Origin of the sequence: Mesorhizobium neociceri (genome assembly GCF_013520985.1) — a bacterium.
Lineage (GTDB): Bacteria > Pseudomonadota > Alphaproteobacteria > Rhizobiales > Rhizobiaceae > Mesorhizobium > Mesorhizobium neociceri.
In genome coordinates this window covers 1-15,136 of the sequence record NZ_JACDTY010000044.1, presented here as the reverse complement: position 1 = coordinate 15,136, position 15,136 = coordinate 1, and the positions used below count along the sequence as shown (strand labels likewise).

Annotated in this window: 11 protein-coding genes and 3 pseudogenes; 10 read left to right on the top strand and 4 right to left on the bottom strand. The window is 59.0% G+C overall.

Annotated features, from left to right (window positions below):
• The first annotated feature begins 263 nt into the window (after positions 1-263).
• On the top strand, positions 264-1,040 hold the full coding sequence (locus H0241_RS35045; RefSeq protein ID WP_181062258.1) for an IclR family transcriptional regulator: 777 nt from the start codon (positions 264-266) through the stop codon (positions 1,038-1,040).
• A 216-nt stretch (positions 1,041-1,256) separates the two neighbouring features.
• Here H0241_RS35045 and H0241_RS35040 read toward each other — a convergent pair.
• Positions 1,257-2,481: pseudogene (locus H0241_RS35040) on the bottom strand (transposase).
• 285 nt (positions 2,482-2,766) lie between these two features.
• Here H0241_RS35040 and H0241_RS35030 point away from each other — a divergent pair.
• Positions 2,767-3,485 (top strand): annotated as a pseudogene (locus tag H0241_RS35030) (IS110 family RNA-guided transposase); the annotation flags it as partial.
• 270 nt (positions 3,486-3,755) lie between these two features.
• On the opposite strand, the pseudogene H0241_RS36025 reads toward H0241_RS35030, so the two are convergent.
• Together H0241_RS36025 and H0241_RS35025 are read right to left on the bottom strand one after the other, a co-directional pair.
• Positions 3,756-3,914 (bottom strand): annotated as a pseudogene (locus H0241_RS36025) (IS3 family transposase); the annotation flags it as partial.
• A gap of 77 nt (positions 3,915-3,991) precedes the next feature.
• Complete coding sequence (locus tag H0241_RS35025) at positions 3,992-4,132, bottom strand: transposase (RefSeq protein WP_181062257.1); 141 nt, start codon at positions 4,130-4,132, stop codon at positions 3,992-3,994.
• Positions 4,133-4,521: 389 nt separating this feature from the next.
• Between H0241_RS35025 and H0241_RS35020 the strand changes: the two genes are divergently transcribed.
• From H0241_RS35020 to H0241_RS34985, 8 genes are all read left to right on the top strand, one after another.
• Entirely contained in the window at positions 4,522-5,364 is an 843-nt protein-coding gene (locus H0241_RS35020; protein ID WP_181062256.1) for a sugar phosphate isomerase/epimerase family protein, read from the top strand.
• 221 nt (positions 5,365-5,585) lie between these two features.
• A complete protein-coding gene (locus tag H0241_RS35015) occupies positions 5,586-6,488 on the top strand; it encodes a DUF6807 domain-containing protein (RefSeq protein ID WP_181062255.1) in 903 nt (300 codons plus the stop codon).
• A gap of 32 nt (positions 6,489-6,520) precedes the next feature.
• Complete coding sequence (locus tag H0241_RS35010) at positions 6,521-7,558, top strand: Gfo/Idh/MocA family protein (protein ID WP_181062254.1); 1,038 nt, start codon at positions 6,521-6,523, stop codon at positions 7,556-7,558.
• A 504-nt stretch (positions 7,559-8,062) separates the two neighbouring features.
• Positions 8,063-9,649, top strand: coding sequence for an ABC transporter substrate-binding protein (locus H0241_RS35005; protein ID WP_181062253.1), 1,587 nt, complete (start codon positions 8,063-8,065; stop codon positions 9,647-9,649).
• A 3-nt stretch (positions 9,650-9,652) separates the two neighbouring features.
• Positions 9,653-10,609, top strand: a complete 957-nt coding sequence (locus H0241_RS35000) for an ABC transporter permease (RefSeq protein ID WP_181062252.1) — start codon at positions 9,653-9,655, stop codon at positions 10,607-10,609.
• Between the two features lie 10 nt (positions 10,610-10,619).
• Complete coding sequence (locus H0241_RS34995) at positions 10,620-11,444, top strand: ABC transporter permease (RefSeq protein ID WP_181062251.1); 825 nt, start codon at positions 10,620-10,622, stop codon at positions 11,442-11,444.
• Complete coding sequence (locus H0241_RS34990; RefSeq protein WP_235984629.1) at positions 11,444-13,144, top strand: ABC transporter ATP-binding protein; 1,701 nt, start codon at positions 11,444-11,446, stop codon at positions 13,142-13,144. Before H0241_RS34995 ends, H0241_RS34990 begins: the two co-directional genes overlap by 1 nt.
• 487 nt (positions 13,145-13,631) lie before the next feature.
• Entirely contained in the window at positions 13,632-13,850 is a 219-nt protein-coding gene (locus tag H0241_RS34985) for a hypothetical protein (RefSeq protein ID WP_181062250.1), read from the top strand.
• A gap of 453 nt (positions 13,851-14,303) precedes the next feature.
• On the opposite strand, the gene H0241_RS34980 is transcribed toward H0241_RS34985, so the two are convergent.
• Positions 14,304-15,026 (bottom strand): 3-deoxy-manno-octulosonate cytidylyltransferase, encoded by a 723-nt coding sequence (locus H0241_RS34980; protein WP_181062249.1) that lies wholly within the window; start codon positions 15,024-15,026, stop codon positions 14,304-14,306.
• Between the last annotated feature and the right edge of the window lie 110 nt (positions 15,027-15,136).

Below are 15,136 nucleotides of genomic sequence, written 5' to 3'. Positions count from 1 at the left end.
TGCGCGAACTCCACTATGTCACCCGTTATAATAACCCGCAGTGATCGCCCCGGCGTGCCGACTAACGGCTGACCGCCATACACGCATCAGGCGACTTCGGGAAAGGTGCCTTGGTGCACCGCTTACGGTACTGCTATCGATGCGTCCGCAGCTGCAAGCCTACGGTTTGCGCAAACCTCTCGCAAACCTCGGAATACCCTTGACCGATCCACTTCTGCGGCTGATAGAATGTTATTATTTTTGGAACGATCCTTAGGAGGTGCATGGTGCGAGTGGTGAATTCCCTTGTGGAGCGTTGCTTTGCCGTAATTGAGCTATTAGCGAATGAGGCGGCAGCGATGCGTCTCGGTGAAATTGCCGAGAAGCTCGACCTTCAAAAGAGCGCAGCCCATCGAATGCTCAACATTTTGAGTGAAACCGGTTGGGTGGAGCAGGAGCCTGTCACTGGTTTTTATAAACTCACACTCAAGCTTGCCATTTTTGGTCAACGGTTTCTAAGCGCGACCCACCTGACTGATGTTTGCCAGCCTGCATTGGAGCAATTGGCTGCAGAAAGCTCAGAACTCGTTCGCATGGCGGTCGTGCAAGGTGAGACCCTCACCTGGATTTCACAGGTTCAAGGCGCCCGAAATGGCTTGAAATATCAACCCGAATTGGTAGCAAAGGTTCAATTGGCAAATACTGCAAATGGTAAGGCCTATCTATCGACGCTGGACCAGACGGATGCAGTTCGCATCGCCATTCATGACAGCGCCAAGCGACCGGACCGATCTGCCGTGCGGGTAGAAGAGTTTGTTGAGGAATTGAAGAAAGCCCGAAATAGAGGCTGGGCGATTTCCAAAGAAGAAGCAGAGCCCGGCGTGGTTGCGATTGCTGCGCCAATTATTTTGGCGGGTGTCAAAACGGTTGGCACGGTTAGCGTTGCGGGCCCGAGTTCGCGCCTTACAGCGGAACGGCAGGAAAAGATAGCATCGGCGGTCGTATCAACCGCTGCCAAACTAGGAGAGTTATGGCCACTCAGACAAAACGCCGATAAATGATTTTGCTCGCAGGACGCGATTAGCTAGTTTCCGTCCACAAACGTGCGTATTTCAGTGCGTTTACGATGAGTTGCGCGCGATCGAAAGCGCCTTTGACGAGCATGGTCGGGTCGAATAGCGCTGTTTGTCGCCAAAATGGTGTCATCGGCGCGATAAAGGGCACTCGGTGGCGGCCGGCATAGGTCGGCAGCGCAACCGCGATACCGGGGAGGCAGTTCAGGTCGGCTTGAGGCGGATGAAGATGACGAGGTTGTAGGCCACGACCGAGGACCAGACATAGGTCATGAAAGTGATCGAGGCCGCGCCAAGTGCAACGCGCCAAACCGTAAGCACGCTTGAGGCATGAAATGCCGGCCTCGATGCCGGCGCGGAAGTTGCGCAGCTTGCGATAGACCCACTTGCTTCTGACCATGTCCTCGATCCTCAGGCCAGCTTTCTGGTGGAAGGCCAAAAACGCCCCACCTTCGCCGTGGCCAGGTTGGCGCGAGTGGCGAAGCCACCGTCGGCGGCCGCCTGCGTGGTGCCTGACCATAGAGGGCGATGTGGCGCAACAGCATCGACAGCAATCGGTCGCTGTCAGCTGGGTTGCCTGCTTCGATCATCAAATCGAGGATCATGCCGCTCCTGCCGGTGGGGAGGTTGAGCTTGTGGCCGTATTCGGTATCGCGGCTGCCTTTGACGATGATATCGGCATGCTCTTCGAACAGACTGACCAACTTCTCGCCGGCGGGCCAGGCTCGCCGGCCCCGCCGCTCGCTCTGTCTGATGATCCGTTTGACCAGCGGCCGATAATGGCGAACCTGGATCTGCCACAGGGCTATAGGCCAAGGTCGCACGGGTGATTGCGATCAGCTCGCGGTAGAGTTGGCCCCGGTTGGGTCGACCGCGTGAACTGGATTTTGCGAGCCCGCTTCTTGGCTGCGCGCCAGCCATGCTTGGTGGCCAATACATCAGCTCGCTTCAGAAGGCGCGCCATGACCCGCACCGCATCCCAAAGCAGGCTGCTGTCACTCGGCTGTGCATGAGTGCCGAGGTCACAGTGCTGTCCAGCAGCACCACCGCGCCGAACTTCTTCCTTGCCGGCTTGTCGCCTTCGACATCCGTCAGCCGGCCGATGCCATGGCGCTGCCGGCAGCGGTGCAAGGACGAACGCGTCAGGTTCGGGATCGTCGGCTGCAAGGCATAGAGGCAATCGTCCAGCGGCAGCAGCGTGTACCGGCGGAAGGCGACGATGACGGCCTCTTCCTCGACAGACAGAACCGTCGATCTCGGCTCTCTCGGACCGGTCGGCAGATCGGTCACCGAGGTCCGCTCCCGCCATTTGGCGACGGTCTTCTGATTGATACCGTAGCGTTTCGCCAGCGCCCTCAGGCTGACTATGCTGTATCGCTCGACGGACCGTCTCTGTCGTCGTGGCGCTCCCATGTAGAACCTGGCCCATAGTACATCCCTTGAAGACGATAAGGATGCACCATCAAAGCATGGGATCAAACATCTAGTAGGATTTGTTAGGTGCTGCTTCGTGATGAGCTATGGCGGAAACTGTGATGACGGTTTGAGGAGAGCGGCGTGTCGAGGCGGCTGATGAAACCTGCCAGAACCTCCCAAGGAGAGCGATACGCCATGAATGAGACTACAAATGCGTCTTCGTCAGCCCAACGAGTTTGATGATCCACTGACGGATGTGCTTCGCACCGGGGCGCGCACGCGGAGGCGATCTGCGAGGCGGCCGTCGATGCGCTTCGTTCCGGTGAAGAGCGAGGAACAGCAAAGTGTGCTGATGTTGCAGCGAGTTCGTGAGCTTTTGGTCCGACAGCGGACCATGCTGGTGAACGCGCTCGCGGCCACCTGGCCGAGTTCGGGATTGTGACGCGCCCGGGCATTGCCGGCGTCGGGATGCTGATCGGGCTCGCCGAAGACGAGAATAACGAGCTTATCCCGCCGCTTGCCCGAGATGCGCTTGTTCCTTTGGTCGAGCAGCTACGGGCGGCGCATGAGAAGGTCCGTGAGCTCGATCATCAGATTCACGCATGGCACCGCTCGAATGAACTGAGCCGGCGACTGGAAACGATCCCCGGCATCGGTCCAATCACCGCCAGCGCGATCGTTGCAACCGTGACAGACGCCTCCCTGTTCAAATCCGGCCGGCAACTCCCGGCTTGGCTTGGCCTCGTGCCGCGACAGAACTCGTCCGGAGGAAAGGATAGGCTCGGCCGGATCAGCAAACAGGGCGATCCCTATATCCGTCGACTGCTTGTCGTTGGCGCACATGCCGTCCTCAGATTCAGCCACAAGGCCAAAACAGCGCCTACCCGCTGGGCTGCCGAGCTTCTGACGAAGAAGCCCTATGATGTCGTCGCCGTTGCTCTTGCGAACAAGATGGCGCGGATCGTCTGGGCGCTGATGACTACGGGCAAGCGCTTCGCAACTTCGCCGGCAGCGTGACGTAGTCGCAAGGGATACGCAGAGATTGTTGAGGTGCTGATGGTGTGATGGTGAACGGTCGAACCAGGATCGGACAAACCCGCTCAGTGGTGCCGCGCAAAAAGCGCGTTGACCTGTCTGGGATCCGATCCGCGGACTTTCATTAGGGCCAGCGGCCATGAACAGGCCGCACTCTAAGGCCGAATACATGCCTGCACCCGACCGACCTGCCATCAATGTCAGAAAACCCTTGCCACGCGGAGGCCGTCCATACATGCCACTGAACAGCCATCCAGTCGCGATTAGAGCCGCGACCATTTCTGTTACGCCGTCTAGCGCGGGTTGAGCAACCGGCGGAGGCGCGGAGCCTTCGATCAGCACAGCATCGGAGCCAGTTGCGGTGATGACCTCGGCATAGGCTGCCGGGGTCTGGTAGTCGAGCGACGAATGATCGGCGATGGCGTCCATGCCGCCATATTGGCCTCCCAGTTGTCCTGCTTGCCCGACGGGCCGCAATACTGGCGCGCCTACCGAGTGCTTACCCTTCTTTGGAAAGCCGTGTCATCGACGATCCACGCTCGGATCGGTCCACGTTGCTCGGTCCGTGGAAGAACCCAGTCGCGAACCCGCACTAGCAAGGCCGCGTCCGACCACGGCGCCTGGCTCACGACGCGCAATCAAAGCCAGGAGCGAGGCAATTCGCGTGGCGGCCCGCGACGTTCGGAAAGTGCCGCTCTGGCTGGGTCACGCCAGGCTGCAAAGCAAGGAAATCTATTCGTGCTGATCCGACCAAAAAGCTCGAGGCTCTCCCAACCGCTTGGGCGCGCCCCTCAGAATTTAGCGGATTTGTCCAACATTCTGTTTTCGCGAATTGACATCAGACGCCAAAAAGAAATAAAGAATGGAACACTATTCCAGATGAGAGAGCGTTCTAAAAGACGCCCATCGTTCTCTTGCCTGGGGCCGATCCTGCGGTCGTGGTCGAGTTATGAAAGGTTTGAGGCACCTTTTGTCTCGCGCTGCTGCGGCTCAACCCAGCAAAACTTGGAGGAAAGACATGAAAGTCGGCTGCTTCGCCCTCGTTGCCCCCTTCTCGCCGCTTGAGCATCAGCTCGAGCATATTTCCGCCCTCGGATTCAAATATGCCGACGTGACCGATAATCATCCTGGTGGATTGCTTGGGCGTGAATTCGGCTTCAGTGCAACCGCCAGTCTCGATGACAATCCACGCGACCTCAACGATATGTTCGCCCGTCATGGCCTGACGGTCACAAGCGTGTGCGCCCACGCCAATCTGCTGGACGCTTCGGCACCGTCTCGGTACGGCAACGCAGAGGTTTCAAAAGCGGTGCGCCTTGCGGCGGGCATGAAAGTCCGCGATGTGATCACCACAGAAGGTGAGCCGAAGACAGATTGGGGGCGAGGTCTGACGCGGGACGAGCAAGTTTTCGTCATCGCCGAGAAGCTCTACGAGCCGGTTCGTCTTGCTGAGGCTATGGGCGTGAAGCTGCTGCTAGAGCCGCACGGTCCTGTAACCGGTACGATTGAAGGTTTGGGCGCGGTGCTCGACCGTCTAGGGCACCCGGATACTGTTGGCGTTAATCTCGATACAGGTAACTCTTGGCTCGCAGGCACCGACCCAGTCGAAATGGCAAAAGTATTCCGGAGCCGTATCTGGCACGTGCACTGGAAGGATATGCCCCGCGACTGGTCCGATAAGCGCGGCACAATCTTCGGTTGCGGTATGGCAATCATTCCGTTGGGAGCAGGAGTTGTCGACATCAAAGGCGTCTACGACGTGGTCAAGAACAGCCCGGCCGAACACTCGACACTCGAGATAGCCGGCGACGACAATGTCCTCCGAAGCCACGAATTTCTCAAGGAGTTGGGTGTCAGTTAAAGATAGTAGAGTTCCATATCAGTTGGGGTTCCACTGAAGCTGCTGGAAAGTGCTGGGTAGAACATGAAACAAAACCTAGGTTGTCGGGTGATCCGTCGCGCGGTACCGAGGGCGACTAGACGACGGATGACCCACGTCTCGCTAATCAGTCGAACAGCCTTAGGCCACCGATGCTTCGATCCTCCATTTTAGCAAGTCAACCTCACCGAGCCCGAGCGACTATGTCAAGAAATTACCATTGGGACTATCATCCCGGCCACAAGCTCAGCCTGAGCTTCTGTGATGAGCCACTCGCCACCTATAGCTTTGCCAACGTTGATGGTGCAAAACCGTTCATCCATCCTTTGAGCACTGTCGACGGCGTGCCGCTCACAGTCTCCCAGCCGTCTGATCATGTCTGGCACCGCGGGGTGTGGTTCTCCTGGAAATACATCAACGGCGTCAATTATTGGGAGGAGGAGCCCGTCAGGACAGAGGATGAAATCCGCCTCCTCAGTGAGGGGCGCACGCGGGTGGCTAGGGACGAAGTTGCCAGATTAAGTCCAGACCAGGCGGAGGTGATGACCTCGATCGACTATATTTCTCCGGCCGGCTCTAGTGTCATCCGCGAGCGCCGCCTTGTTCGCATCTGTGTGCCTAAGGACAATCACTACACGATCGACTGGGATCTGGATTTCACGGTCGGCACTGAAGCCGTCATTCTCAGCGCCACGCCCATAACGAACGAGACTCCGTGGGGCGGCTATTCAGGCTTGGGGTGGCGGGCGGCTCGTTCGCTCCGCCAGTTCCGGACGCTCAATAGCGAAGGCGCGACTGGCGAAACCACCAGCGGAGCCAAGGCGCGCTGGATCGACCTCAGTGGCGTAGCGGACGGTGACATTGATGTCGTAGCCGGCCTCGCCATCCTCGATCATCCCTCCAATCCCAGGCACCCTTCGCCGGTTTACGTCTTCTCTGACGCCGAGAAATTTGGCTACGTCAATCCCAGCTTTGTGCGAGACGAAAAGCTGGAACTGGCGCCCAACGCTAGGCTCAACCTCAAGTATCGCATCGTCGTGCACGACGGCTGGCCCGACCCGGTGAGCATCGAGCGCGAGTTTCTCGCCTTTGCTGCGCTTCGCTGAAGCTGTCGACGCCCGTTCGAAAGGTATTTAGTATGAAACAGGTTGAAGCCCTTCGTGCTGCCATTGTCGGTGTTGGCCGGGCCGAAGGAATGGGTATCGGCTACCGCCACGCTCGCACATATGGCAGCACGCCAGGTTTCGAATTGGTCGCGGCGGCCGATATCGATGCCGGCCATCTAAAGAACTTCAGAGAGAAGTTTGATGTCATTGGCTACTCAAGCATCGAGCAAATGCTCCACAATACCAAGCCCGATGTGGTCAGCATTTGCACATACGTCGGATTCCACTTCCGCATGATCAAAGCGTGTGTGGCTGCTGGCGTCAGAGGCATCGTGTGTGAGAAGCCGTTCGTCTCCTCACCAGGTGAACTCAAGGAGTTGCGAGCGCTAATCGCCGCGTCGGGCACTAAAATCATTGTCCCTCACTATCGGCGCTATTTCAAAGCGTTCGCCCGTGCCAGGGACATCTTCGCCTCAGGCGAGATCGGGGACCGCGTGACTGTAGCCGCCGCGATTGGCGACAGGTGGGATTTGAGCGAATGGGGCTCGCACTGGTTCGACATGTTTCGCTTCTTTCACGATGACAATATGCCAGAATGGGTGCTGGCCCAGGCACGCGTGACAAATCACAGAGCCTATGGCCACGCGATGGAGGATCACGCGGTTGCTTATATGGAGTTCCCCGGTGGCGGCCGAGCGGTTCTCGAGACCGGCATCAATTATCTCAATGACGGCGTAACAATGGCGCTTACCGGCAGCCGCGGCGCGATCTTAGTCATCGCCGAAGACAAGCTCAGAGTGTACTCCTCCTCCGGAGCGCGGGAGGAGAACTATGAGGCTGCGGACAGCCTCGCCTGGTCGGCAATGTTCGCAGATCTGCGGGACTGGATCAACACGGGAAAGCCCGCGCCGCTCGGCTTCAATCACGTGGCGGGCACGGCCGAACTCAACCTGGGCGCCTACCTTTCTATGATCGAGGGCGACCGAGTCGACTTTCCTCTCAAGAACCTTATTGACGAATGGCCAGTGGAAGAATTAGCCCGACGTCATGCCTCTAAGTGCTCGGGCTAGCCCGAGCACTTAGAGGCATGACGTTGCGTCTGAGAGGCTGGCTCTCTTTTCCAGCCGTTGGACAAGATCACAGCTGCGTTCGACGCGGAGGCATCAGCTCGGAAGGTGACGTCATGCTTTGGCCGCGGCCGAGCAACGCGTGCAACTAATTTAGCCGACAGGCTGGCCGCCGAGATCCCCCATCCGCGCGATCCGAGCGGGTGACCTTAACGTGAAGCGATTGCCCTGTGCAAGCTCACCATCTCCACTTGACGCTTATTTGAAACGGTGATCTAATTGGAACGTGCTTCCATTTGAGCGCTATTGCTCCGACGATAAGTTCGTGCGCTGGGGTGCCGCCGAACAGCAGCATAGGAATATAAAGTGCTGTCGGAGGACGTTCTTTGGGTCATGCGCAGTAGCTCGTACCATGGTTGAGCAACCCCCATCAAAGCGGCAGAGAGCCTGAAATTGCTCAACTGAGAATTACGTCATAACTACAAAAGAAACCTCAGGGGAAACGCAATGAAAAACGATAGTTTCAGTCATGTCGCAGAATTCGACGGAGAAGTCGGGTATAGCCGTCGGGGCTTCCTCCAACGGACCATGGCTCTAGGTCTCGCCACTGCCGCGGCAAATAGTATGTTCGGCACCGGCGCAAGGGCGGCCGCGCCAAACAAAGGTGGCACCCTAACAATGGGGCTCAGCGGAAGCACAACTGAATCCCTAGACCCTGCACTGGCTTCCAGCGGGGGCGCCCTCGTTTACCTCCACACTTTAGGTGAGACTTTGGTCCAAGTGTCGCCGAAGGGCGAAGCGGTGCCCGCTCTTGCCGAAAGCTGGGAAAGTACGCCCGATGCCGCCACTTGGACATTCAAAGTTCGCAAGGGCGTCGAGTTTCACAATGGTAAGGCGATGACGCCAGACGACATTGTTAAGACAATTCAGCGCCATTCCGACAAGAATTCCAAGTCGGGCGCCTTCGGCATCCTTCAGCAAATCGCCGATGTGAAGACGGATGGTAGCAACGTTGTTATTTCGCTGAAATCTCCCAATGCAGATTTGCCCTATTTGATGTCCGATTGGCATTTGGTAATCCAGCCTGGCGGAGGGATAGAAAAGCCGGATTCGGGGATATTCAGCGGCGCATATAAGCTGAATAGCTTCGAGCCAGGCGCACGCGTTCAGATGGAAAAATTTAAAAACTATTGGGATGCAAGCGTCGGCCATTTCGACGCGGTCAATATCTTGGTGATAAACGATTCGACTGCAAGGAACTCGGCCCTGCAATCTGGCCAAGTTGACATGGTCAACCTGGTCGAGCCCCGCGTAGCTAACCTTCTCAAGCAGACACCTAAGATCATTGTTGAGTCATCAGTTGGCCGCGCATACAACTGCTTCAACATGTTCTGTGACACTGCCCCCTTCGACAACAATGACCTCCGCATGGCGCTGAAGCTCGCGATCGACCGCGAGCAGATGCTGAACAAAATTCAGGCCGGTTACGGGTCGATTGGCAACGACTCCCCCATCAACGCGTCTTACCCTCTGTTTGACGACTCCATTCCACAACGATCCTACGACCCGGACAAAGCCAAGTTCCACTATAAAAAGTCCGGCCATGACGGCTCGATCCTGCTTAGGACCTCGGATGTCGCCTTCGCTGGGGCTGTCGACGCAGCGCAGCTCTTTCAGCAGACCGCCGCGAAGGCCGGGATCAAGATCGAGCTCAAGCGCGAACCGAGCGACGGCTACTATGAGCAAATCTGGAACAAGGAGCCTTTCTCGGCCGGAGAGTGGAGCGGTCGGCCCACGCAGGACCAGATATTTTCCACGGTCTATCTCTCCTCGGCGAACTGGAACGATACCCATTTCAAGGATCCACAGTTCGACGCGTTGATCTCGAAGGCGCGGGGCGAACTCGACAATGCCAAGCGCAAGGAGATCTATAGTGAGGCCAACCAAATCTTGCGAGACCAGGGGGGACTGATCACCCCGACGTTCAAGAGCTTCATTACGGCTCACCGCAGCGACCGTGTCGCTGGATGGCAGGAAAACCCAAATATGGACATGATGAACGGTAGGGCCGCCGTCCTGTGCTGGCAGGCCTAACAGGTGAATCTGGTCTTAAGACTGGTGGCCCAGCGCGTTGCGCTGGGCCTTCTCCTCCTGCTGGCCGTTTCGGTCCTGATTTTCGCCGGCACCCAGATCCTGCCCGGCGACGTCGCGCAAGCCATTCTCGGACAATCGGCGACACCGGAGTCACTCGCCAATCTGCGCGAGCAGCTCGGTGTCAACGATCCAGCGTTTGTCAGGTATTTCCACTGGCTCGGCGGCGCTGTCACCGGCGATCTCGGCACAGCGATGTCGAGCGGGCAGGACATTGCGACATCGATCAAGGGACGGCTGTGGAATACACTGTTCCTCGCCTTCTGGGCGGCGATCGTCGCCGTGCCGCTGGCGATCATCCTCGGCCTGATCGCGGTGCGCTATCGCAATGGCTGGGTCGACAAGCTGATCTCCGGACTGGCGCTTGCCTCGACTTCCTTCCCGGAGTTCTTCATTGGCTATCTGCTGGTCTATTTTTTCGCCGTGAAATGGCAGATCTTCCCTGCCATCTCGACCGTGTATGACGGCATGCCCTTCGGCGAACGCATGCAGGCCATCGCCTTGCCGGCAGCCGCGCTGACGCTGGCGGTGTTGGCCCATATGATGCGCATGACGCGCGCGGCGATCCTTAACGTCATGCAGTCGGCCTACGTCGAGACCGCGGAACTCAAGGGCCTTTCAGCCTTCGCGGTCATCCGCAAGCATGCCTTTCCGAACGCGATCGCGCCGATCATCAATGTCGTCATGCTCAACCTCGCCTACCTCATCGTCGGCGTTGTCGTCGTCGAGGTGATCTTCGTCTATCCCGGCATGGGGCAATACCTGGTCGACCACGTCACCAAGCGCGACGTGCCCGTCGTGCAGGCGGTCGGGCTGATCTTCGCCGCCGTCTATGTCGGCCTCAACATCATCGCGGACATTGCGGCGATCGTCGCCAATCCGCGGCTGCGGCATCCAAAGTGAGGGGGCGGATATGCTCGATATCAAACGCATCCCCATCCCCGCGCTGATCGGCATAATCCTGACCGCGCTCTTCGTGCTGGCGGCGGTCTTCGCACCTTGGATCGCACCGCACGGCAATGGCGAAATCGTCGGCGATGTCTGGGAACCGATGTCGGCGGCCCATTTGCTTGGGACCGACAATCTCGGCCGCGATCTCTTGTCGCGCATGATCTACGGCGCCCGCATCACCCTGTTTATCGCCGTGCTGGCCACCGTGCTGTCGTTCTCGCTCGGCGCCATCCTCGGCTTCTCGGCGGCGGTGTTCGGTGGCTGGTTCGACACGCTGCTGTCGCGCCTCGTCGATCTCCTGATGTCGATCCCGACGCTGATCATGGGCCTGGTCGTGCTGTCCGTGCTACCGACCAACCTGGTGACGCTGATCCTGGTGATGGGCATCCTCGATTCGACCCGCGTCTATCGCCTGTCGCGGGCGGTCGCCGTCGATATCAACGTCATGGACTATGTCGAGGCGGCAAAGCTGCGCGGCGAAGGCAGCGGCTGGATCATCTTCCGCGAAATCCTGCCCAACGCATTGTCGCCACTGGTTTCGGAACTCGGCCTGCGCTTCATCTATGCGGTGCTGTTCCTGTCGACGCTGTCGTTCCTCGGGCTCGGCGTGCAGCCGCCGGATGCCGACTGGGGCGGGATGGTCAAGGAAAACAAGGACGGTATCGTTTTCGGCATAGCCGCCGCGCTCATTCCGGCCGCTGCGATCGCCGCGCTGGCGATCTCGGTCAACCTAGTTGCCGACTGGATCCTCAACCGCACGACGAGCCTCAAGGGAGGGCGGGGCTGATGGTCGAGGTAGTGAAGAAGGGCGGCGACACGCTGCTCGACATCAGGAACCTGCGGATCGAGGCCACGGTCTATCCGCCGGGCGAGTCGCCGAAGAACATCGTGCTTGTGCACGACGTTTCGCTGACGCTGGAGAAGGGCAAGGTGCTCGGCCTGATCGGCGAGTCCGGTGCCGGCAAGTCGACCATCGGCCTGTCGTCGATGGGCTATGGCCGTGGTGGTGTGCGTATCACCGGCGGCGAGGTTATCCTCAACGGCCGCGACATCCTCAAGGGTGGCAAGGAAGGTTTTCGCAAGCTGCGCGGCCGCGAGGTCTGCTATGTCGCGCAGTCGGCGGCGGCGGCCTTCAACCCGGCGCACCGGCTGATGGACCAGGTGGTCGAAGCGACGCTGCTGCACGGCACGGCGACGCGGGCCGAGGCCGAGAAGCGCGCCGTCGCGCTGTTCAAGAAGCTCAGCCTGCCCAACCCCGAAACCATTGGCGAGCGCTTTCCGCACCAGGTCTCGGGCGGTCAGCTGCAGCGCGTGATGACGGCGATGGCGCTCTGCTCCGAACCGGACCTGATCGTCTTCGACGAGCCGACGACGGCGCTCGACGTGACAACCCAGATCGACGTGCTGGCGGCGATCAAGGACGCCATCCGCGATACGCATGTGGCGGCGCTCTACATCACCCACGACCTTGCCGTCGTCGCCCAGGTCTCGGACGAGATCATGGTGCTGCGCCACGGCCGGCTGGTCGAATGGGGCGGCACTCGCCAGATCATCAAGGAGCCGCGCCAAGAATACACCAAAGCGCTAGTCTCCATGCACGATATCGAACATGCCGAGCAGAAGCCGGGCGCCACACCGTTACTATCGGTGAGAAACGTCACGGCCGCTTATGGCGGCGGCTGCATTAAGGTGCTGAAGAACGTCTCGGTCGATATCTATCCGGGCCAGACGTTGGCTGTGGTCGGCGAGTCCGGTTCCGGCAAGTCGACGCTGGCGCGCGCCATCACCGGTCTGTTGCCGCCCGAACAGGGCACCGTCACCTTCGACGGACGCCCGCTTGCCAACCGGCTCGCGGACCGGCCGAAGGAGGATCTGCGGCAGTTGCAGATGATCTACCAGATGGCCGACGTGGCGATGAACCCGCGCCAGACCGTCGGCACCATCATCGGCCGGCCATTGGAACTCTATTTCGGCATCAAGGGGCGCGAACGCGACAAGCGCGTCGCCGAACTGCTCGACGCGATCGAGATGGGCAAGGGCTTTTCCGACCGCTACCCGGCCGAGCTTTCCGGCGGCCAAAAGCAACGCGTCTGCATTGCCCGTTCGCTTGCCGCCAAGCCGAAGCTGATCATTTGCGACGAGGTCACCTCGGCGCTCGACCCGCTGGTGGCCAACGGCATCCTTAAGTTGCTCTTGAACCTGCAGCAGCACGAGAAGGTCGCCTACCTCTTCATTACCCACGACTTTGCGACCGTGAGATCAATCGCCGATTCGATCGGGGTGATGTATCGCGGGGAAGTGGTGCGCTACGGTGCGAAAAGCAAAGTGCTGATGCCGCCCTTCGACGCCTACACCGGCTTGTTGTTGTCGTCAGTACCAGAGATGCGACCGGGTTGGCTGGATGAGATACGCAGCTCGGTAACTGCCGGCTTCGCGAAAATGGCGGAGATGTCGGATGAGGGGATAAGTCTCGCATCGGGACATTAGAGATGGCACGAAAAAGTTTAGAAAGAGAACCGGAGATACTGGATACTCCGGTTTCGCATTTCTCATCGACAAAACTTTCCAAGGTGAGCTGGTAGGTACAATATCACATCCAGGCAATTTTGAGCACCAGATCGCTGCGGTGCGGAAATGGGGGCGATCAAACTTGGATGCGAGATGAGGCAGCGAATAACTCCGAGCGGTGGGACAGTGAGTTCCGCGGCGCCTCCATTTCACCGTCGTGGTCATTGGGCATGGCGCTCACGTGCCAAGAGAGAAGGTGCGTTGCATCGGGAGCACCGCGACGGGCGCCATCAGCGTAAACGCCGGCGCGATCGCAAGCGATGACTTCGATACTCGGATGACGTTTCAGCCATGACGCGACCGTGTTTGGCATTTCGGTCCGGCAACAGATCGAGGGACGCAGTTGCGCTACAGATCGCAGATGATCGTTCCGTAACGCTGCCCCTTGCGCCAGGCCCAGTGGTCGATGACGACCACCCGCGGCGCGTCCGGCGGCGCGAACCCGCTGCGCGGATCATCCGCAGCAGCGTGTCGCCGCTTACCGGCTGGCAAGTTTGCGCGACAGGCGCGAGCCGGTTTCACCGCCGACCGCAAGCCGATCACCAACTGGCTCTCGCTGAGGCGGGCGGTGCGTCTCGCTTTCGGCTGCACCGTTTCCCGCAATCGTTCCGTAAAGATCCGCTGACGGATTTGCGGATCGGCGCAACGGGAACCGCCTGGCGTGAAGCCGGATTTCGACTAGCGGTCCCTGCCACGGCAGATCAGCCATCCGGCGCATGTAATCATGTTGTGGCTGTGGACGCGACCGGTTCGGCAGCCGCAGGAGGGACGGCACGATTCTGTCGCCTTCGGCCGGGCTAAAAGCACCACCTTGTCGGCCTGTGGGAGAATTTGGACAATCGAAAGCTCGAGCGAGACCAGCGAGCGGAAGGCATGGAGCACGGGCGAATCACACCGGCGTCGACTGCGATTCCGACTCTATGGACTCATTCGCACCGCCCGTGAATCCCGGCCCCTGCACCAAATATGCGGAAGATCCTAGAATTGTCGCTATCGATCTCGTGCTGCCTGTGTGATCGCGGCAAGGTTCGATTGATACCGTTCCGGAAGATCCTGGCATCAGCGCCATCGATCACGGTTATTGATCGAGAAGGGTCCTTGCCCGCTCCAAGTCAGCCAACGTATCGACGCCGAAAGGTTCGGTTTGAATAACCGCTGCATCGATTCGCATGCCAGCTTCGATGGCGCGGAGCTGTTCCAAGCTCTCCAGCTGTTCAAGAATGCCGCGTGGTAGGTGGACATACCGCGCAAGAGCCTCCCGCCGATAGGTATACATGCCAATATGGTGGTAGTGTTTGCCGGTGCCCGCGGGAATTGCTGCACGGCTAAAGTACACGGCACGCCCGATTGTCTCACCCGGATGGACGGCCAGAGCTATCTTTACGACTTGGGGGGCGTGAAGTTCCAGAGGGTCATCAATCTCTGTGGCGAGGGTCGCGATCGCACAATCTGCCTCTCGCGCCAAAGGTGTCAATGTAGTCCGCACCGTCGCAGGGTCAATGGTCGGCAAATCACCCTGGAAAACAACGATCACGTCATATTTCCCTTCCGTATCAACCAAACTCGCTGCTGCAAAAGCCCGATCCGAACCCGTTGGAAGAGCCGCCTCGGTTAAGATAGCCTCGCCACCCAGATCTCGAACAACGTCAACAATCTGCTGGTCCCCGCAGGCGACGACAACTGGTCCCACATCAGCTTCGATTGCCCTGTGCCAGACATGGGCGATCATTGGTTTCCCATTAATATCCGCGAGGGCTTTTCCTGGGAGCCTTGTCGAGCTGTAGCGTAAGCGGTGCACCAAGGCACCTTTCCCGAAGTCGCCTGATGCGTGTATGGCGGTCAGCCGTTAGTCGGCACGCCGGGGCGATCACTGCGGGTTATTATAACGGGTGACATAGTGGAGTTCGCGCA

Excerpts from the sequence above, each read along its gene's own strand:
- H0241_RS35045 (WP_181062258.1), top strand. The coding sequence starts at position 264 with ATGGTGCGAGTGGTGAATTCCCTTGTGGAGCGTTGCTTTGCCGTAATT.
- H0241_RS35020 (WP_181062256.1), top strand. The coding sequence starts at position 4,522 with ATGAAAGTCGGCTGCTTCGCCCTCGTTGCCCCCTTCTCGCCGCTTGAG.
- H0241_RS35015 (WP_181062255.1), top strand. The coding sequence starts at position 5,586 with ATGTCAAGAAATTACCATTGGGACTATCATCCCGGCCACAAGCTCAGC.
- H0241_RS35010 (WP_181062254.1), top strand. The coding sequence starts at position 6,521 with ATGAAACAGGTTGAAGCCCTTCGTGCTGCCATTGTCGGTGTTGGCCGG.
- H0241_RS35005 (WP_181062253.1), top strand. The coding sequence starts at position 8,063 with ATGAAAAACGATAGTTTCAGTCATGTCGCAGAATTCGACGGAGAAGTC.
- H0241_RS34995 (WP_181062251.1), top strand. The coding sequence starts at position 10,620 with ATGCTCGATATCAAACGCATCCCCATCCCCGCGCTGATCGGCATAATC.
- H0241_RS34990 (WP_235984629.1), top strand. The coding sequence starts at position 11,444 with ATGGTCGAGGTAGTGAAGAAGGGCGGCGACACGCTGCTCGACATCAGG.
- H0241_RS34985 (WP_181062250.1), top strand. The coding sequence starts at position 13,632 with ATGACGACCACCCGCGGCGCGTCCGGCGGCGCGAACCCGCTGCGCGGA.